Source organism: Kiloniella laminariae DSM 19542, from assembly GCF_000374005.1.
GTDB lineage: Bacteria > Pseudomonadota > Alphaproteobacteria > Kiloniellales > Kiloniellaceae > Kiloniella > Kiloniella laminariae.
The window spans coordinates 294,603-314,555 of sequence record NZ_KB893157.1; the positions used below are offsets into that span (position 1 = coordinate 294,603).

The 19,953-nt window shown below is 52.4% G+C and carries 16 protein-coding genes; 9 read left to right on the plus strand and 7 right to left on the minus strand.

Features of this window, described 5'->3' with window-relative positions:
* Nucleotides 1-133 precede the first annotated feature (133 nt).
* Complete coding sequence (locus B152_RS0114520) at nt 134-2,932, minus strand: ATP-dependent DNA helicase (RefSeq protein ID WP_020593160.1); 2,799 nt, start codon at nt 2,930-2,932, stop codon at nt 134-136.
* A gap of 309 nt (nt 2,933-3,241) precedes the next feature.
* Here B152_RS0114520 and B152_RS0114525 point away from each other — a divergent pair, with 309 nt between their 5' ends.
* Nucleotides 3,242-4,825, plus strand: coding sequence for a lysine--tRNA ligase (locus B152_RS0114525; RefSeq protein WP_026261579.1), 1,584 nt, complete (start codon nt 3,242-3,244; stop codon nt 4,823-4,825).
* 81 nt (nt 4,826-4,906) lie between these two features.
* Here the strand turns inward: B152_RS0114525 and B152_RS23875 are convergent, their stop codons facing one another.
* Together B152_RS23875 and B152_RS0114535 are read right to left on the minus strand one after the other, a co-directional pair.
* Nucleotides 4,907-5,335: a hypothetical protein gene (locus tag B152_RS23875; protein ID WP_020593162.1), complete on the minus strand. Its 429-nt coding sequence runs from the start codon at nt 5,333-5,335 to the stop codon at nt 4,907-4,909.
* A 164-nt stretch (nt 5,336-5,499) separates the two neighbouring features.
* Nucleotides 5,500-6,129 carry a S24 family peptidase gene (locus tag B152_RS0114535; RefSeq protein WP_020593163.1) on the minus strand — a complete coding sequence of 210 codons (630 nt, stop codon included), beginning with the start codon at nt 6,127-6,129 and terminating at the stop codon, nt 5,500-5,502.
* Between the two features lie 216 nt (nt 6,130-6,345).
* On the opposite strand from B152_RS0114535, the gene B152_RS0114540 reads away from it, so the two are divergent.
* Nucleotides 6,346-7,002: a pseudouridine synthase gene (locus tag B152_RS0114540; RefSeq protein WP_211212210.1), complete on the plus strand. Its 657-nt coding sequence runs from the start codon at nt 6,346-6,348 to the stop codon at nt 7,000-7,002.
* Between the two features lie 172 nt (nt 7,003-7,174).
* Here B152_RS0114540 and B152_RS0114545 read toward each other — a convergent pair whose 3' ends face one another.
* Entirely contained in the window at nt 7,175-7,384 is a 210-nt protein-coding gene (locus tag B152_RS0114545) for a hypothetical protein (protein ID WP_020593165.1), read from the minus strand.
* Between the two features lie 408 nt (nt 7,385-7,792).
* Between B152_RS0114545 and B152_RS0114550 the strand changes: the two genes are divergently transcribed.
* Both B152_RS0114550 and B152_RS0114555 read left to right on the plus strand, forming a co-directional pair.
* Nucleotides 7,793-8,149 carry a DUF952 domain-containing protein gene (locus B152_RS0114550; protein WP_020593166.1) on the plus strand — a complete coding sequence of 119 codons (357 nt, stop codon included), beginning with the start codon at nt 7,793-7,795 and terminating at the stop codon, nt 8,147-8,149.
* A 120-nt stretch (nt 8,150-8,269) separates the two neighbouring features.
* A complete protein-coding gene (locus B152_RS0114555) occupies nt 8,270-9,334 on the plus strand; it encodes a quinone-dependent dihydroorotate dehydrogenase (protein ID WP_033406569.1) in 1,065 nt (354 codons plus the stop codon).
* Nucleotides 9,335-9,381: 47 nt separating this feature from the next.
* Here the strand turns inward: B152_RS0114555 and arsC are convergent, their stop codons facing one another.
* Nucleotides 9,382-9,729 (minus strand): arsenate reductase (glutaredoxin), encoded by a 348-nt coding sequence (arsC, locus tag B152_RS0114560; RefSeq protein WP_020593168.1) that lies wholly within the window; start codon nt 9,727-9,729, stop codon nt 9,382-9,384.
* 209 nt (nt 9,730-9,938) lie between these two features.
* Here arsC and B152_RS25475 point away from each other — a divergent pair, with 209 nt between their 5' ends.
* Nucleotides 9,939-11,177, plus strand: a complete 1,239-nt coding sequence (locus tag B152_RS25475; protein WP_157231094.1) for an EAL domain-containing protein — start codon at nt 9,939-9,941, stop codon at nt 11,175-11,177.
* Between the two features lie 197 nt (nt 11,178-11,374).
* The gene (locus B152_RS23885) at nt 11,375-12,262 is read left to right on the plus strand and encodes a TIGR01459 family HAD-type hydrolase (protein ID WP_033406575.1); all 888 of its coding nucleotides are present in this window, start codon (nt 11,375-11,377) and stop codon (nt 12,260-12,262) included.
* Nucleotides 12,263-12,284: 22 nt separating this feature from the next.
* Here the strand turns inward: B152_RS23885 and B152_RS26645 are convergent, their stop codons facing one another.
* Together B152_RS26645 and B152_RS24790 are read right to left on the minus strand one after the other, a co-directional pair.
* A complete protein-coding gene (locus tag B152_RS26645) occupies nt 12,285-12,542 on the minus strand; it encodes a YHYH protein (protein WP_083921907.1) in 258 nt (85 codons plus the stop codon).
* Nucleotides 12,454-13,197 carry a YHYH protein gene (locus tag B152_RS24790; protein WP_020593171.1) on the minus strand — a complete coding sequence of 248 codons (744 nt, stop codon included), beginning with the start codon at nt 13,195-13,197 and terminating at the stop codon, nt 12,454-12,456. Before B152_RS24790 ends, B152_RS26645 begins: the two co-directional genes overlap by 89 nt.
* 261 nt (nt 13,198-13,458) lie before the next feature.
* Here B152_RS24790 and scpA point away from each other — a divergent pair, with 261 nt between their 5' ends.
* The 3 genes from scpA to B152_RS0114590 all read left to right on the plus strand — a co-directional run bounded on the left by scpA (nt 13,459) and on the right by B152_RS0114590 (nt 19,949).
* Complete coding sequence (gene scpA, locus B152_RS0114580) at nt 13,459-15,603, plus strand: methylmalonyl-CoA mutase (RefSeq protein ID WP_020593172.1); 2,145 nt, start codon at nt 13,459-13,461, stop codon at nt 15,601-15,603.
* A gap of 125 nt (nt 15,604-15,728) precedes the next feature.
* Nucleotides 15,729-18,092: a coiled-coil domain-containing protein gene (locus tag B152_RS0114585; protein WP_020593173.1), complete on the plus strand. Its 2,364-nt coding sequence runs from the start codon at nt 15,729-15,731 to the stop codon at nt 18,090-18,092.
* A 6-nt stretch (nt 18,093-18,098) separates the two neighbouring features.
* Nucleotides 18,099-19,949, plus strand: coding sequence for an ABCB family ABC transporter ATP-binding protein/permease (locus tag B152_RS0114590; RefSeq protein WP_020593174.1), 1,851 nt, complete (start codon nt 18,099-18,101; stop codon nt 19,947-19,949).
* The last annotated feature ends 4 nt before the right edge of the window (nt 19,950-19,953 follow it).

A 19,953-nucleotide genomic window follows, 5' to 3' on the forward strand; every position in this document is an offset into this window, starting at 1 on the left:
TCTTTTCCTTTTGCAAGAAAAAAATAAAGGAAAATTTTCTTGAGGATAATAATGCAGCCAGGACAGGCATTTTATGTCCAGGAAAGAAGCTGTGTGTCGGGTCGCGGGGGTGAGGGTATCCGGTATGGATCTGTTATTTGACAGCAGGTGGGGCAAAGAAACTCCTGATCTGTTGCACCGTTTCCGCCAGCCCGATTTTCTGGATAGAGACTCCTTCGGGAAAGGCGTTCTGGAGTCTGCTGGGCATCATCGGATCAAGCAGAACAAAGACACCCCGGTCATTGGCTCGGCGGACAAGACGACCGTAAGCCTGCTTCAGTTTGAGACGTGTCTGGCTGTCATTGTACCTGTTGCCGCCAAAATGTTCTTTGCGGGCTCGGTGCTGGATGGTTGGTCGTGGCCAGGGAACCCGGTCAAAAACGATCAGACGCAGGGAATCGCCAGGAACATCAACACCGTCGCGAACGGCATCGGTTCCAAGCAGGGAGGAATTTCTTTCGGCCCGGAAAATATCAATCAGGGTGGAGGTGTCGAGATTATCCATATGCTGGCTGTAAAGTGTCAATCCGGCCCGATCAAGTTCGGGTCCGATTTTCTGGTGCACATTACGGAGTCTGGAAATCGCGGTGAACAGGCCGAGTGCGCCTCCTTGTGAGGCCAGGAACAGCTCGCGATAGGCGGCCGCGACCTGTTCCATATCATCCTTGCGCACATCGTTGATGATGAAGACGCGGGTTTGATCCACGTAATCATAGGGTGATTTGAACTTCACCCGGATCGGATTGCCGGGCACAAAAGAAGCTCCGGTACGGCGCTCAGCCCCGATCCAGTCACCTTCTTCGCTGCCGCTGCCTTCTGTCAGGGTTGCCGAGGTGATAACCGTGCCGTGTGCTTGCGCCAACAGTGTATTTGCCAGGGGTTTGGTGGGGTCAATCCAGTGACGGTGCAAGCCAACGTCTAAATCTTTTCCGCCAGCTCTTTCAACCGAGAACCAGTCGGTGAACTCTTCAGGGGTTTCGTCTTCAAGGGCATCAAGCATGGAAACCCAGGCCTGGACCTGATTACTGCCGCGTTGTTCCAGGCTTTTACAGGCTGCTTCTATTCTGCGCCGGGTATCGCTATCGAGCTCATCGGCTTCGGTATCCAGGCGCTGTTCCAGCCTGCGGCGCAGGTTTTTGATTGGTTCAAGCAGCTCTTTCAAGGCGGTTTTCAGCTCAAGGGCGGTCTCAAGCAAACCCGGAACAGAAGGTTTTGTCTCGGTCTCCAGGCTGTAGGGGGAATTTTCTGGATCAGTCCGAGCGTAAACCTGGGTACGAACATGCGCCAGAAAGCTTTCCATAGGACCAACGGGGAGATTATCTTCCAGCCGATTAACCCAGCCATCTCCAGTAAGGTGACGTGCTGCGTGAATGGTTTCTGTAACAAGCTCTCCTGTGCGCGGATCTGTTGCAATCAGGTCCTCGAGACGTTTTTTCAGGCCACGGGCTCGGCTGGCAGAGCGGGTTGTGCTGCTTTCGACGCCAGTAAGCCAGCGGCGCAGCTCCTGGCTTTCCTGAGCTGTGAGGTGGGCAGAAAAAGCGGCATCCGCGGCATCAAACAGATGATGCCCCTCGTCAAAAACATAGTGGCTGGGCAGATTGCCTTCATCCCGTCCACCGCCCATGGCGGCCTGAACCATGACGAGGGCATGGTTGGCGACAACAATATTGGCCCGCTTGGCTTTACGGATGTTTCGTTCGATGTAACAGCGGCTGTAGTGAGGGCAGGCTGAATAGATACATTCGCCCCGGCGGTCGGTTAAGCCCGTGGTCCTGCTTCGGCCGACGAGGTCGGACAGCCAGCCGGGGAAGTCTCCGCCGACCATGTCGCCATTGCGGGACCGACCGGCCCAGCGTGCCATTAACCCGATGGCAATGGCGTCATTGGGGCGAGCTGGCAAGGCCTGGGTTGCCTCGGCAAGATTGAGCAAACAGAGATAATTTTCCCGCCCCTTGCGGATGACGACCCGTTTTGCCTTGTCGTAACGTTCGGGAAAAAGACGGTCCAGTTCACTGTCGATCTGGGTTTGCAAGTTTCTGGTATAGGTCGAGATCCAGACCGGGGCGCCGTTTTTTTCTGCCCAGATGCTGGCGGGGGCAATATAGCCGAGGGTTTTTCCGACACCTGTACCAGCCTCGGCGAGCAAAATATTGGGCTCTCCAGCAATATTTCTGGGCGCGAAGGCACTGGCAACTGCAGAAGCATAATCAGCCTGTTGTGGCCGTGATTCTGCTTCTTCCCCGAGGAGCTCTGCCAAGCGATTACGGGATTCTTCTGGGCTGACCGACAGTTGGCGCGGGGGATCTTCCGGCGCATGATCACTCCATTCCTCGAGACGTTCCCATACATTGAGCCCTCTTCCCGGTCGGGAGGCCGGGGTGTGGAGATCCTCTTCCCCCATAGCCGCGAGAACAGCCGGACCCCAGAGCCAGCCACCCATCATCATGGTACGGGCTACATCAGCGGCATAGGGATCAAAGCTCCTGCCGCGCGAAGCCAGCTCACGCAACAGCAGCTCAGCTGTTTGATAAAGGAGGAGTGTGGCCGCTTCAATGGATGTTGGCTCCGGGGCGCCGATAAAGGTGGCAAGCCCCCGGGGGGTCGGGGTACAGGCGGCTGTCGGTCGGACAAAAGCTATCAGTTCAAGAACATCATAGGCGAGGAAAGGCTCTACTCCCAGACGCTGTGCTGTAGCTCTGGCGTGGCAGACAAAAGGAGGCTCGAGCGTGATCCGGGTAGCGATGTCGCTGTTGGCCAGGCGTTCGATCTCGCCATCCGGGCTGATCCAGACCGAAAAGCGCATACCCGAAAGCAGCAGCGGTGCTTTGGGCATCATCAGGCTGGTTGTTGTGCCTGCTGCCTGTGGTGCTGGATTGTCGTGGTCTGCAGTCATTCTTGCCAGGTCAGGTTTTTAGGCCGGGTTTTTTCTTGCAGGTTTCTATATCAGGGCGGGACTGGCCTGGACAGCTATAAAAACCTGAAGATTAAACGCCATTTCATTTCTTATAGAACGGGGAGAGGATGATTGGCTACAGAAAAGAACAATTAGCGAACATGAGGTCTTTGCAGCCATTACTTTAATTGCCTATCGCGTGATTGTTGACGTGAGGGCCGTCTCAGCCTAATTTCCCGGGTCTGGACAGGTGTGCAGGGCACGCCAGCCGATTTCATTAGAACACCAGCCCTTGAGGGATTTTTTAAGATGTCTAACCACCAGGAACTTGCCATGCAGGCGAAAGCATGGCCGTTTGAAGAAGCGCGAAGAGTATTGGCTCGTGTCGGTGGAAAGACGCCGAAGAAGGGCTATGTTCTGTTTCAGACTGGTTATGGGCCTTCTGGCCTGCCTCATATCGGGACATTTGGTGAAGTTGCCCGCACAACGATGGTGCGCAAGGCCTTTGAGCAGATCAGCGATATTCCGACCAGACTGTTCTGTTTTTCTGACGATCTGGATGGTTTTCGCAAGGTTCCGGATAACCTGCCGCAAAAGGAAATGCTGGCGCAGAACCTTGGCCTGCCGCTGACAGCTGTCCCCGATCCTTTTGGCGAGTATGATAGTTTGGGGCACCATAATAACGCCCGCCTCCGCCAGTTTCTTGACAATTTCGGTTTTGAATATGAGTTCAAATCGGCCACAGAAGTGTATCGGTCGGGACAGCTGGATGAGGCTCTGCTAAAGGTTCTTTCCTGTTATGACGGCATCATGGATGTGATGTTGCCGACCCTAGGTCAGGAACGTCGCGCGACCTATAGTCCCTTTATGCCGATTTGCCCAAAAACCGGCAAAGTGTTGCAGGTTGCTATTGAAGAAGTTCGTCAGGACAGCGGGACGGTTGTTTACCGCGATGACGCTGGTGACCTGGTCGAAGTGCCTGTGACGGGGGGGCATTGCAAGCTTCAGTGGAAGCCAGACTGGGCCATGCGTCAGTATGCGCTGGATGTTGATTATGAAATGTCCGGGAAAGATTTGATCGATTCAGTGGCGTTGGGTAAAAAAATCCACCGTGTTCTTGGAATTAAGGGTCCGGAAACCTTCACTTACGAACTTTTCCTGGATGAAAAAGGTCAGAAAATCTCCAAGTCGAAAGGCAATGGCCTGTCGATGGAGGAGTGGCTGACCTATGCGCCACCGGAAAGTCTGGCGCTTTTCATGTACAATAAGCCCAAAACGGCGAAAAAGCTCTACTTTGATGTCATTCCACGTATGGTCGATGACTATGTGACTTTCCGGGATAATGCTGGTGCTCAGGAGCAGGACAAGCTGTTTGAAAACCCTGCCTGGCATATTCATTCCGGTAATATCCCTTCCGAACCCGCTTCTCTCTCCTTTGGCATTTTGCTGAACTTGGCGAGTGTTTGTAATGCAAGTGAAAGTGACCGTCTCTGGGCATTTATCAAACGTTATGCCCCTGATGCCTCACCGGAATCAACGCCGTTTCTTGATCAACTGGTTGGTTTTGCCGTTCGCTATTATCAGGATTTTGTCAAACCGACTCTCGAGTATCGTACCGCTGACGACAAGGAACGGGCTGCACTGGAGGAACTTCTCGTTGTTCTGAGAAAGCTTCCTGCTGATACATCGGCGGAAGATATTCAGACAGAAGTCTATACAGTTGGTAAAAATCACGGGTTCGAAAATCTGCGTGACTGGTTCAGGTGCCTCTATGAAGTCCTGCTTGGACAATCCCAGGGGCCAAGAATGGGCACATTCTTTGCGCTTTATGGTATGGGCGAAAGTATTTCATTGATTGAACGGGCGCTGGCTGGCGAAGATCTTTCTGCCTAACCCTGAATGTACTGTCATTTTGACATGAAAAAACCCGGGTATCCGGGTTTTTTCATGTCGGCAGATTGTGATTGATCCGGATTACCCGGTTTTGATTTTAAAGTTTGCGCTCAGTTCCGCTGTACAGCGATCACAGGCCCAGTCTTTGCCCCTTGGCGGGCGGGGATGCTCTTTGTTGTTGAGCTTTTTGGTGCCGCCAAACTCATGGAAATTTTTGCATGATTTCTGGTAACTGGCCTCTACAGACATGGCATAGCTGAACTTGAAGGCATTGATCGGGTTTTTGCCCTTCAGTTTGTCAAACAGTCCGCCTTTGCCGATGCCTTTCTTCAGGCATTTCAAAAGAGCTTCTTGAACTGTTGTGTCGGCAAAGTCGACGTAGAGAACCTCGAAGCTGCGGTTGGCCGCAAGATAGCCAAGTGCGATGCTGCCTGGCATCGGCTGGCCAGTTTCTCTCAGGATTGCCTCCTCTTCCAGCGGGAAGGGGCCATCCATATCCAGTTTGGCCATTTGATTCTGCCTTTCAAACACTGGTCGTCAATGAGAGACGACTAATTGCGATATTTCTATGTTACAGTTTGACTTATAAAGGCTTTAAGAAAGGTAAAAATGCTTAATTTGCAATCTATTGTCGTTTTTATTGCCTTAAGTTCGCACCTAAGATTGCGGGTAATTTACTGACTGACCCAGAGAATGCGGGCGATCCATACGATGTCCTGAGCAAGATAAGATTTATCTTCCTGTGATCCCAGCCCCTTCAGTTCAACCTTTAAGGGGCTGTTTCGTATGAGTTCTTTGATCAGAATTTGAAAATTTTTGGTCATGACGGCCACTCTGTCACCCCGTCTGAGATCTGCAGCCGGAGAGACGATCAGGACATTGCCATCATTATAAATCGGAGCGTAGAGGCTTCCAATAATTTCCAATCCATAAGCTGCAGGATCGTCGACGTGGGCAAAGAGTGTTTCATCCCAGCTGTTACCAGTGGGCCTTCCTTGTGGATCGAAGTTTTTACCTGAGGCGGCGTGGGTGAGGTCCAGTACAGGGATGCGTTGGGCAAGCAAGCCGCCACTCTCCCCGCCAACGAGTTCGACGAACTCTGCCAGAGTGGAGTTTGTCGCTGCGAGAATTTTGGCTATGGATTCCGTGCTGGGCCAGCGCTGTTTGTTTTGTGGGGTGATCCGCTTGCTTTTATTAAAGGTGGTCGGATCAAGCCCAGCCTTGCGGGCGAGGCCAGAAGGAGAAAGAGAGTTTCGGATGGCGAGACTGTCTACGGCTCGCCAGATGTCTGCGTGCTTCAGCATTTTACAGTCACCACAGATTGGGGAAACGAAATGTGATCCGCGTTATGTACAGTCGATTGTACCGCATTTTGAATAATAATAGGACCAAAAACTTAGTAACATTTCTTTCGCCCTCCAGATGACACATAAAGTGGTGCCAGGTTGGCGGCTTTATGCGTGGACCGTAATAAAGCTCTAGGGTAATAAGGTGGAATGAAAAGCGGGAAAACAAAACAAGTGCATAAAAAAGATAACCGTCCTGGCAGGAGCGCGGCTGGCAGGTCAAGACCCCTGGTCCGAAAGCTTGTTTCGCCGGTTCGAACACCGCCTGAGCAGAAAAATCCACTCTATATTGCCCTTTTTAAGCCTTATGGCATGTTGAGCCAGTATACCGGGGAGGGAAATCAGCGCACCTTGCGTGAGCTTGATTTGCCGGCAGGTGTCTATGCTGCGGGCCGGCTTGATCAGGATAGTGAGGGGCTGTTGCTTCTGAGTAATGACGGGCCTTTCATTGATCGTTTGATCCATCCAAGAAACGGTCATAGCCGAAGTTATCTTGTCCAGGTCGAAAAGGTGCCTGATGCTGCCGCTTTGCGGAAATTGCGCGAGGGCATCCTGATCAAGGGATATCAGACCCGGCCATGCAAAGTCGAACTGTTGCAGGATGAACCCTGTCTTCCCTTGCGGGACCCGCCGATCCGCGAGAGAAAACATATCCCGACGGCTTGGCTTAGAATGACCCTGACCGAGGGGAAAAATCGCCAAGTCAGACGCATGACAGCTGCAGCAGGTTATCCAACGCTCCGTCTGGTGCGTGAATCAATCGGCAAGCTGGAACTCGGCGATCTGTTGCCAGGGCAGTGGAAGGCTGTCGTTCCCGAGGATATTATATAGAGGCAGGCTTACTGCCAATATGATCAAGCCTGATCTTGTTAATCCGGTCTTGTTAGTCAGGGAAGGATTGAGGATAAAAAAAAGCGGGAAGCAAGCTTCCCGCTTTGGTAGACCGCCTTTCACAGGCTAAAGACAGTCTTTGGTGACACTCATGATTGATACAGTGAGGGGGTTATTGTTCTGCCTCAACCATGGAAACGAAGATTTTTCTTACTGTCTCTTCGCTTAAGCCACCGATTAGCGATCCTGCTTTGAGCATCGCCAGGGTTGGAGTTTCCGGTATTATAAGATGACCGGTTTGTCCCATGGCGGAAACGGCGTCTAGGGCAGTTGCCAATGCCCTGCTGCCGATGGTGCTCGCTGTCATGTTTTGATGTGCCATGGGTTTCTCCTTTCGTGATGGAAGTCTAGCTCGCAATAGACTTCCTGAAAGTAGTAATTGCAGGGACTGTGCCAGTTTGGGGAGAGTGATTGGTGGTTTTAAATTTATTTCTCTAATCATTTGTATTTAAAGGAAAAAATATGACGGAAAATTTTCCCCGAGTATTTCCGTCAAGTTGTATCGGGAGAAAAGATAAGGGTTTCTGCGATATTTTGGATTGTACAGTAGTGTTTCTTGTGCCGGACACCCTTTTTTAGTGTTGAAAATACCGGATTTCTGCGGGATTTTAGAGAAATACCACGATGAATATCAAATCTGGGGTGTTGAGAGTTATTGCATATTGCAAAAATAAATCTGTATTATTTGCAATATGCAATGCATTTTACTAAATAATACAAGGTGTATCTAATGAATGAGCAGTGGATTTACCACGTTTGTAAAGCAACCGAGTGGCAAGAGGTCATTGATGCAGGTGTTTATTCTGGGTCATCTCAGGATCGTGCCGACGGGTTTATTCATTTCTCGTCAGGACGGCAATTACGGCTCTCTGTTGCGAAGCATCGCGCCGGGCAGGACAATCTTGTTCTTCTTGAGGTTGATAGTGCTTTATTGGGAGAAAAGCTGGTTTGGGAAGAATCACGAGGCGGCCAGCTGTTCCCGCATCTCTATGGGGCGCTGCCGCTTTCTGCGGTTCACCGGAACGGGCCGGTCCGTCTGGGGCCCGACGGCAAGCACCTTTTACCCGACTGGTTTGATCAGCCCTGAAGGCGGTACGGTCTGGTTCGATCTGGTCATTGACGAAGAGCGGCTGTGATACTGGTTCTTGTGGTCGTGCTGTGCTACTTCCGAAGAACAGTTCTTTCTATTTAAGCCTTGGAGCCCTTTGTGAATACTTTTCGTTTTGCTGGTCCCCTGATCCGGTTGCTGGAGCCTGAAAAAGCTCACAACCTTACACTCTGGTGTTTGAAGAGGGGGCTGGTTCCGGCACAACAACCTGTAATGTCACCTCTTCTGAAAACAAACCTCTGGGGGCGGGAGTTTAGTAATCCGCTTGGACTGGCTGCAGGATTTGACAAGAATGCTGAAGTTGTCCGGCCCATGCTGGCCCAGGGCTTCGGCTTTGTTGAAGTCGGCTCGATTACACCGCGTGCCCAGCCGGGCAACCCGCGACCCCGGATTTTTCGTCTGACGGAAGATCAGGCTGTGATCAACCGTATGGGGTTTAACAACGGCGGAGCAGAAGCTGCCTGTGAAAGATTACAGAAGCTCAAGTCGAAAGGGTATGAAGGCCTGCTTGGTGTCAATCTGGGCAAGAACAAGGACACTGCAGTAGCCCTTGATGATTATAAAAAAGGGGCAGAGCTGCTTGCCCCTTATGCCGATTATATGGTGATTAATGTTTCATCCCCGAATACACCGGGCCTTCGTGCTTTACAGGGGCGGGCGGAACTACAGGCGCTGATTGCCGGAGTCCAGGAAACTCTCACACAACAATTGGGTGACAAGGCTCCTCCGCTGGTTCTGAAGATTGCACCTGATCTGACCGAGGCAGACAAGCAAGATATCGCAGCAGTGGCGCTGGAGCTCAAACTGGATGGCTTGACCGTGACCAATACGACGATCGAGCGGCCTCAGAGTCTGAAAAGTGTGTATCGTAGCGAGGCAGGTGGACTCAGTGGTGCGCCTTTGTTTGAAGCCTCGACAAAGGTTCTTGGTGACATCTACCGCCTCACCGAAGGAAAAATTCCACTGATCGGGGTGGGGGGGATCTCCTCCGGGGCGCAGGCCTATACAAAAATCCGGGCGGGGGCTTCCTTGATACAGCTTTATTCCGCACTGGTTTACGGCGGTCCTGCCCTGATACCCCTTATTCTGAGCGAACTGGTTCAGCTTTTGACGCGGGATGGTTTTGCATCGGTGGCTGAAGCTGTCGGTGCCGATCACCGCTGAGGCACTGCGGATGGGGCGGCTGTTTTTTCTGCTTTTCTTGAGACTGCTCAGAGGATCTCGAGCACCGATTCTGGGGGGCGTCCGATTCTGGCTGCTGTTTCGGTTATCACAATCGGCCGTTCAATCAGGATCGGATTTTCCAGAATGGCAGCAATCAGGACCTCGTCCGACAGATCAGGGTTGGCGAGCCCGAGTTCCTGATAGATCTTCTCTCCCTTGCGCAGAATGTTGCGCGGGGACAGATCTAGTTTGGCAAGGATGGTTTCCAGCTCTGCCCGGCCCAGTGTGTTTTTGAGATAGTCCACCACTTCCGGGGTAAAGCCTTTCTCGATAAGAAGCTGAAGTGTCTGGCGGGATTTGCTGCAACGCGGGTTGTGGAGTATTTTTACGCTCATGGGATCCGGCATTCTGTGGTAAGGAATTAAAGCTCAGTGTGTGACAGATTTTATAGATTTTGTTAAGGGTCTCTCAAGGCCGTTCTGACAAGGTTGGTTTCCGGACGTGTCGCCATCTCAATTCACTGGATGAAAATTAACTCAATATTATGCCTCTGCTTCAGCATCTTTTTTTTATAACTCTATACTGCGGGCTTGCTCTTCTTGCAGTGTTGTTTGGCCCAACCTACATTCCCGAGTTGCAAACAGGCGGCGCCATGTTGCTTGGCCTCTGGGTCTTTTTGGCCGGGGTGGTTCTGCACGAGATCATGACACGCCGATCCCGGGAAGAGGAAACGACAAGCACTCTGGAGACGCTGCATCACAATCAGGCTGTCCTCAGAGACAGGATTTCCTGGACGCGGCGTGAAATGCTCGGAATGGCCGAAGCGCTGGAAGGTGCCGCGAAGTCGAGTAAACTCAGTGCAGAACAAAGCATTATCAATGATGCCCTTTCAGAAGTTAATCTTCTCAAGACCCTGATGCCCCGTCTGACAGATCCTTTCCTCGGATTGTTTGATGACGAAACCAATGTAATCAAAAAGGATAAGAGAGTCCGGGAGGAAAGTGAGGTTCGCCGGGCGAAGCACCCGGATTTTCTGGATGATTTCCGACCGGAGAATTATGTCGAAAAAACGGTCAGGGAGCCATCCGAACCAGAAGCTGTTTCGGTTCTGACAGGTCTTGGTGAAACTGAAGTACTGTCCATTGTGAGGCAGTCCCTCCGTGACGACCGGATCGAGATGTTTCTGCAGCCCGTTGTTACTCTGCCGCAACGCAAACGCAAATTTTATGAGTGTCTGTCGAGACTGAGGACGTCTAAGGGCCAGGTTATTGAGCCGGGGCAATATGTGGCGATCGCCACCCGCGCAGGCCTGATTACAGCGATTGATAATATGTTGCTGTTCCGCTGTGTGCAGATCATCCGGAAGATCTTGCGTTCCGGAGATGACATTGCCTTTTTTGTCAATCTGTCATCCCACACACTGAAAGATCATGATTTTTTTGATGACTTCGTCGAATTTGTCCGGGGCAATGTAGAACTGGCACCACATTTGATTATCGAGGTCGCCCAGAAAGAATTTCTTGAGCTGAAAGCCAGTGAATTGCTCAGCCTTGAACGGCTGATGGGCTTGGGCTGTCGCCTGTCACTGGATCAGGTTCAGAGTCTGGACATGGATCTTGAGGCCCTGGCAAATGGTCGGGTCCGGTTCCTCAAGCTGGAGGGCTGGCTTTTTGCCAAGAGCCAGATTGAAACCAAGCGTTTTCTGGAACAGCTGCGAGGCTTGCCTATCGAACTGGTCATCGAGAAGGTGGAAAGCGAGGACGCGCTGGTACAGGTTCTTGGACAGGATGTTTCATATGGTCAGGGCTATCTTTTTGGCGAGCCCCGCCCGGCCCGGCCCTGATCCAGCTTTCCTGGTTTTATCTGGCGCGACTTTACCCGACAGGATTACAGGCGCAGCTGTCAGACAACTTCTCTTATCCAGAGGTTTGCAAGTTGGTCAGGCTATGGCACAAAGGCTGCCTGTTTTCTTAATGCCATGACCGAATGTTTCGGCTGTTGGTTTATTCGCTTTATCTGGTGTTTTTTCTGGAGCCCTTTATGTCTGTGACCACGCCCCGAACGATTCCTCTCCTGTCTGGTGTCTCCGAGATCCTTGATGATTACGACGGGTTTGTCATCGATCTCTGGGGGGTGATGCATGATGGTGAAGAGGCTTTTCCCGACGCGGTCAATGCGTTGCAAAAACTCCGCTCTGCGGGCAAGCGGATCGTCATCCTCTCGAATGCGCCCCGTCGCTCGGATTCTGTCGCTGAACGCAACGAGGAACTGGGCATCGCCCGGGATCTGGCCGATGCGGTCCTTTCTTCTGGTGAGGTAACCTGGCGCAACCTGAAAGAACGTACTCTGCCTTTTTATCAGAAGCTTGGGGAGAAGACTTTCCTGATCGGGCCTGCCCGGGATTTGGGAATGAAAGAGGGTTTGCCTTATGAGTTTGTTGAGGAGATCGGGGAAGCACACTTTATTCTTCTGACGGGGATCTGGGATCCGGCTGATACTGTCGAACGGTATGACTTTTTGCTGAAGCCTGCCCTGGCCAAAGGACTGCCAATGGTTTGTGCCAATCCTGATCTCGAGGTTATTCGGGGCGGGAACAGAGAGCTTTGTGCGGGGGCCGTTGCACAACATTATGAAAAGATGGGCGGGGAGGTCCAGTACCACGGCAAGCCCCACCAGGACATTTACCGGGAGTGTATGGCGCTGCTTGGTGTGAGTGATCCTTCCCGTGTTCTGGCTGTTGGTGATTCCCTGCGCACAGATATTGCCGGGGCCAATGCAGCGGGAATCCACGGACTCTTTATCGCCGGAGGCATCCATTGCGAGGACCTTCACGGGCTGAGATCGCTCGGTGACATGATGCGGCTGGTTACTCTGTGTGATAAATATAAAGAGTACCCTGTTGCCGCCATGCCGGTTTTTCGCTGGTAGTTTTCGTGAAGGCTGTTTTCGTTTAAGGACGGTTCTTTTTTTTGGGTGGTCTTGTGTCGGGTGGGGGAGGCTTTCCCTGCGGGCTGCTCCCGTGCCGTTTATGGAAAGAAGGATCGGGAGTTCCCCGGAGCAGACGGGGAATGAATGGATAATCTGCAGTTAGAAAATAGGCATAGGTACCCTGCGGGTAGTCAGGGGTGATGCACAAGCCGGCCATTGCACTCATCAAGATCACCTGCCTGGGGCAGATAATGATAATCCTGAACAAAAGTCCCGTCATGTCGACCTCCGGGACCACCGTTTCTTGTTCCGGGTCTCAGCTGATAACTTGAAGTCAGTGACCTGATTGTGCTTCCCGGATCTTCTGGTTTGTCCAGTCCATAGAGCACATAAATCGGAAAGCCATCTGCGGCATAACCAATGAGAGGGGAGTGCTGACGATCAGACCAGCTCCTGATCAACCCGGTGGGCAGGCCATGGTAATGGTAAGCGCCATTGGGCTGGACATGGGCGTTGTTTTGATCAAGCCCGAGATTGATTTTTCCTGAGAGAGCTTCATAACGCCAACCCGAGTTTCGATCTTTTTTCCAGAACTCGTTAGCTGCAGGATCAAAGGGGATGCCGTTCAAGGCGATGCCTATTGTCATGAGGCCAGCGTCTCGTGCTGTAGGGTTGATTTCAGGAATGAGGGGGACCCGGAAGTGGTGATTCTGGGTTTCGATCCGGTTGGGGTTATTCCGGTTTGGAAAACTGCCCGTCGTATGATCTGGGATGCCGTTGGCGCGAATATAACGATACCTGCTGTCTTCGGTAACCTCGACTTTACTTTCCAGAGCCCAGGCATTCCGATTTGCCATGGCAACAAAACCTGCGGCAGGCAGAACCCCCATCAAAATCATGAATTGTCGGCGTTGCATTGACGTCTTGTCGTTCATGGTCAATTTGCTTCTCCTTCTTTTTCTGACTTCGATTTTAACGCAAGAGATGCAACATTCTGTCGAAAAAAAATACGGCCAGGTCTGTTCTGCAAGAATGTGAGGGTGGGTCTGCCAATATCCCTTCCCTGCGGAGCATGGACTTGACCGGAAAACTGTTTAATATTGCACTGCAATAAAAAGCCAAGCAGGATAGCCTGTTTTAAAAATGAACAAATGCGACAAAGCCAGAGTAGTACTCTGAAGGCGGGAGAGGCAAAGATGTCCGATTTTCCTAAGAAAACGACCAGTGACTGGCAAAACCTTGTTGAGAAAGAACTTAAGGGAAAGCCAAGTGAAAGTCTGAACTGGGAAACGCCAGAAGGGATTGTGGTCAAACCACTTTATACTGCAGAAGATCTTGAGGGCCTGGACACTCTTGATAGTCTTCCCGGCTTTGCGCCTTTCCTGCGGGGACCCCGCGGCAGTATGTATGCGGCGCATCCCTGGACCATCCGTCAATACGCCGGTTTCTCGACTGCTGAGGAGTCCAACGCCTTTTACCGTCGCAATCTGGCTGCGGGACAAAAAGGTCTGTCCGTTGCCTTTGATCTGGCCACGCACAGAGGTTATGACTCGGACCATCCGCGTGTTGTCGGAGATGTTGGAAAAGCAGGGGTCGCCATTGATTCTGTTGAGGATATGAAAATCCTGTTTGATGGTATTCCTCTGGATCAGATGTCGGTATCCATGACCATGAACGGGGCGGTTCTGCCGGTTCTGGCCGGATATATCGTTGCGGCAGAAGAACAGGGCGTCAGCGCAGATAAACTTTCCGGAACAATCCAGAACGATATCCTCAAAGAATTCATGGTGCGAAACACCTATATCTTCCCGCCGGCACCCTCGATGCGGATTGTCTCTGACATTATCGCCTATACCGCGGAAAACATGCCGCGCTTCAATTCGATCTCGATTTCCGGCTACCACATGCAAGAAGCGGGTTCGACCCTGGTTCAGGAACTTGCCTTTACCATCGCGGATGGTATCGAGTATGTGCGCACTGCCATTGCCAGAGGCCTTGATGTTGATGCCTTTGCACCACGACTGAGCTTTTTCTTTGCTATCGGGATGAACTTTTTCATGGAGGCATCCAAGCTGCGAGCGGCGCGATTCCTCTGGGCCCACTATATGAAAGAGCTGTTTGATCCCAAAGATACCAAATCCCTGATGCTGCGCACCCACTGCCAGACCTCGGGTGTCTCCTTGACGGAACAGGATCCCTACAACAACGTAATCAGGACCACTGTTGAAGCCATGGCAGCTATTCTCGGGGGCACACAGTCCCTGCATACCAATGCTCTGGATGAAGCGGTTGCCTTGCCAACGGATTTCTCGGCAAGGATTGCCCGGAATACCCAGCTGGTTTTGCAGGAAGAAACCGGTATCACAAAGGTCGTCGATCCCTTGGCCGGAAGCTATTATGTTGAAAGCCTGACGGCGAGCATGATTGAAGAAGCGCGCAAGTTGATTGACGAGGTCGAGGCCATGGGCGGCATGACCAAGGCGGTTGAAACCGGTATGCCCAAGCTTCGGATCGAAGAAGCTGCAGCGCGAAAACAGGCGCGGGTGGATCGCGGACAAGAAACTGTTGTTGGTGTTAACAAGTATCGTCTGGCCAAGGAAGACGATATGGATATTCTGAACATCGACAATACGGTGGTCCGGGAGAAGCAGCTGGAGCGTCTGGCTTCGATCAAAGCCAAGCGGGATGACAAGGCTTGTCAGGCTGCTCTGACAGAGCTGACTGCAGCAGCAGAAGCCGGAACGGGCAACCTGCTGGATCTGGCCGTCAAGGCGACCCGTCAGCGGGCGACGGTAGGAGAGATTTCCGATGCTCTTGAAAAGGTTTTTGGGCGACATCGTGCAGTGAACAGGAGTATTTCAGGCGTGTATGGTTCAGCCTACGAAGGGGATGAAACCTTCGCCCAGATACAGAAAGAAATTGAGGACTTTGCCACAGAAGAAGGGCGTCGTCCGCGTATGCTGGTTGTAAAGCTGGGGCAGGACGGTCATGACCGCGGCGCCAAGGTCATTGCAACAGCCTTTGCCGATATTGGTTTTGATGTTGATGTCGGGCCGTTGTTCCAGACGCCGGAAGAGGCGGCGATGCAGGCAATTGAGAATGATGCCCATGTGGTTGGTGTCTCAACTCAGGCGGCAGGTCACAAGACACTTGTCCCGCAACTGATTGCCGAGCTTCGCAAGCAGGGAGCCGATGACATTGTTGTTGTCTGTGGCGGTGTTATCCCGGCACAGGATTACCCTGCGTTGAAAGACGCCGGGGTTTCAGCCGTGTATGGCCCCGGGAGCAATATTCCTCTGGCTGCACGGGAAATCATCTCCATCTTGAAATCTTCTTCCTGAAGTCCGACGCAGTAATTTTTTAAAAAGTTGCTGATCTTGCTGGTCTTTCTTGGACTGTGAGGGCCTCGTAGCCTATCATCGGTTCAAGACGATAAAAGATCGTGAGCGAAATCAGGGAGTGAGGGATGTCAGGTCATACCTGGATCACCAGAGTTTTAACGCTGGTGGGGCTGGCTGCAACAGGCGGGTGGTTATGGCTTTGCTATGACTATATCACCAGGTTGGTCGGGTGGAATGTGGTGACAACCATGTTGCCCCAAGAACAGGGACAGATACTGGCTGGAATTACGCTGCCGCTGTTCCTGCTGTGGGTGGTCCTGCTTTTTGTGGTGCGGGGCGCCGCAATGTCTGTGTCATCGCAACGTCTGTTGCAACAGATGGAGCGCCTGACCTATCCTGATGATGAAGAGCAGACCCGGGTCAAGGATATAACACGTCAGCTTCTCGAACAGACTGAAAGCCTCAACAGCGCTTCCAGTGATGTCGAACATCGGTTGAATGGTTTGATTGCTGCCTTTAAAGAGCAGACAAAGCACCTCACCGGTGCTGCGATCAGGGCTTCTTCCCAGACAGAGCAGATCCAGGAAACTCTCGGAACCCAGCAGACGTCGCTTGATGAAATTCACCGTTCGATCCACAGCAGTCTTGAAGCAGCGCGGGAGGCTGTGAAAGAGCAGGTTTCTTCACTGGAAAGCGCGGGTGTTCGCAGCGAAGTGATGGCTGAGACAATCGGGAAAACTCTGGGGGCCGCAGTTGATGTGCTTGATGAAGCTGTCGAGCGGGCAATCAACCGGACGGAAGATGCTGGCGAGATGTTGCGTCAGCAGGCAGAAGATATGGCAGCTGCAGGGACAACCGCCGAAGTCAGTAGCGAAACCATGCGCGAGAGTTTGAAGCAGGATCTTGAAACGCTGAGGTTGGTCCAGGATACAATTGAAGCCGAGGGCGATCGTTTCAAGGGGCTTATCAAAGACCGGATCGGAGATGTGGAAGATCTGTTGTCAGGAGCAGGCGACAAGGTCGCCGAACTTCGAGAGCAACTTTCCGGCGAAAATCAGGCAATGGAACAGCTGGTTGCCGAGATCGGCTATAAAGCGGTCTCGCTTTCGGATGCCATGCGCAAGGACGCCGAAGAAGTGCGTGAACTCTTTGCCGATGTTTCTCTCAAGGCGGGGGAAATGACGGATCGTTTCCGAATTCAGGCAAAAGAGCTTGGTAAAAGCGGGGAAGAGGTTGCCGGAAACCTTGTTCAGGTTACACGAGATCTTAGCGAAGCGGTTGCCGTTGCAGGACGGCAGGAGGCATCGCGTCTGACCGAAGCAACCGGGCAGGCACAGGATATGCTGGTATCTGCAGCGGAAAAAATACGCCCCGGGATTGAGAGCCTTCATGAATCTTCTGAAAAACTCAGCGATCTTGCTGATGTTGTGATGGGCGGCTTAAGTGAACACACCCGCGAGATCGGGCAGGTTAGCCAGGCAGCCCATGATAATGTAGAGAAAGCTTCAAAGTCCCTGAAAGACCAGTCCCGCTTGATGGAACTGGCGGCTGACAAGGCTGTGCGCCATACGACCGAAGTCGCCAAGGTCTTCAAGTTGCAGACTTCGGCACTGTCCGAGGGAGCCAGCGCAGCAAACCAGGCAGTTCAGGATCTGCGTCAGGGGGTCCATGAAGAACTTGATGCTTTCAGAGAGCTTTCGGCAGATTTTGAAAAGCTGCTGGAAGAAGTCCGTACCTCCCTTGATGGCAGGACAATGGCCCTGACCGAAGCGTCTGAGGAATCCCGTCTGACAGCACAATCGCTGCAGCAGGAAACTGAAAACCAGAAGGAAAAACTTGCAAAACTGGCAGAGGAAGCCCGGGTGAGGGTTGAGGAAATCAGTCAGCGAACAGAGGCAACCACCAACGGGCTGGACAAGGTTGTCAAAGCTGCTCTGGAAAAAGCCGAGAGCCTTAACAAAAGCCTGCATAAAAACAGCACGGATGTTTCCGATATTCACAGCAAGGTATCAAAACTTGCGGAGACCTTTGGCCAGCAGACCCGGGATTTGACCCATGCCTCGGAAGAAGCAACCCGTCAGGCGCTGAAGCTGCGCGAAGATCGATCTGTGAACAAGCGAGAGGCTTTCCTGCGGGGGGCGACGTTACTTATTGATGATTTGAACTCTACCGCTATCGACCTGAACAAGATCCTCGACGAAGATCTGCCGGAAGAATACTGGAGGCGATATCACAAGGGGGACCGCTCGATCTTTGCGCGGCATATCCTGAAGAAAAAGGACATCTATGGCGCGCGCGAAGTGAAACGTTACTTTGAAACCAATCAGGCCTTTCGCAATCAGGTAAACCGTTACATGGACCAGTTTGATAATCTTATGGCCCAGGCACGAGAGTGTGATAGCGAAGATATCCTGGCCGCGACCTTTATGACAGCAGACGTCGGCAAGCTTTATGTGCTTTTGGCACGGTCGCTTGGCCGGATGGAGTAACACGAGATGCGGCGGATGCGTGAGAACAGCCCGGAAGTAACGGGCGAGACCAGTCAACTGGATACTCTGAAAACCCTGCTGCCCTATTTCTGGCCTGCGGATCGGTTTGACCTGAAAGTCCGAATCATTATCTGTTTCGGTCTGCTGATCCTGGCCAAACTGACCAATGTATCGGTTCCCTATATTCTGCGCGGTGCGGTTGATGCACTCAGCATCAAAGAATCGGGGTTGCTGGTTGTGCCGCTGGGCTTGCTGATTGCCTATGGTCTTGCCCGGGTCAGTGCGATTGCCTTTGACAATATTCGCGAGGGTGTCTTTGCCAAGGTGGTCCAGAATGCTATTCGTCGTGTTGCGCTGGTGACCTTCAGGCATCTGCATGCTCTCTCGTTACGGTTCCATATCGAACGCCGCACTGGTGGTGTGACCCGGGCCATTGATCGGGGAACCAAGGGCATAGAGTTTATGCTTACTTTCCTGATGTTTAATGTCATTCCGACATTGCTTGAGATCGCGGTTGTCTGCAGTTTGCTCTGGTATCTCTTTGACTGGCGCTTTGCAGTCGTGCCACTGGTGACAATACTTGCCTATATCTATTTGACCCTGCGGATCACCGAGTGGCGAATCACCCTGCGCCGGGATATGAACGCAGCGGACAATGATGCAAATACCAAAGCCGTTGATAGCCTGCTGAATTTCGAAACAGTAAAGTACTTCGGTAATGAAGAGCATGAAGCGGCGCGGTATGACCGTGGGCTTGCGGCCTATGAAAATGCCGCTATCCGCAGCAGGACGAGTCTTTCCAGCCTGAACATCGTCCAGTCCGGTGTGATCTCGCTCGGCGCCAGTCTCATGATGGTTATGTCGGCCTATGGTGTTTCGTCAGGGGCCATGACTGTCGGCGACTTTGTCATGGTCAATGCCTATCTCCTGCAACTGGCGATGCCTTTGAACTTCCTTGGGTTTGTCTATCGTGAAATTCGTCAGGCACTGATTGATATGCATACGATGTTCGAGCTGATCCGCCAGGATCTTGAGATCAAGGATGCGGATGGTGCTACCGAACTGGCGGTCAAGGGGGCGGAAGTGCGCTTTGAAGACTGTCTCTTTGGCTACGACGAACGCCGCCCAATCCTCAAGGGGATCAGCTTCACTGTTCCAGCTGGAAAAAAGCTCGCGATTGTCGGGTCGAGCGGGGCGGGGAAGTCAACAATCAGTCGCCTGTTATTCCGTTTCTACGATCTTGATGGCGGCAAGATCACGATTGACGGGCAGGATATAGCGGGCGTGACCCAGGCATCACTGCGTCAGTCGATCGGTATTGTGCCACAGGATACGGTGCTGTTTAACGACAGTATCTATTACAATATTGCCTACGGACGTCCCTCGGCGAACCGGGAAGAGGTCGAGGCGGCGGCCAAACTGGCAAAGATCCATGATTTTATCCTCTCGCTTCCGGATGGTTATGAGTCTGTAGTGGGTGAACGGGGGCTGAAACTTTCCGGCGGGGAGAAACAGCGGGTGGCGATTGCACGGACTGTTTTGAAAGATCCGTCGATCCTGCTGTTCGACGAGGCGACCTCGGCACTGGACAGCAAGACCGAGCGGGCAATTCAGGCCAGTCTGAACGATGTGTCAAAAGACCGGACAACGCTGGTCATTGCACACCGCCTCTCGACGGTGGTTGATGCTGACGAGATTATTGTCCTTGAACAGGGGCAGGTTGTGGAACAGGGCACCCACCGGGGACTTTTGGGGCAGAAGGGACACTATGCCGAGATGTGGCAGCGCCAGCTTGAGGTTGCAGAGAAGAGCGAAGATGTCGCTGTGTCGACACTCGAGAAAGACCCAGCTGTTTAAGCTG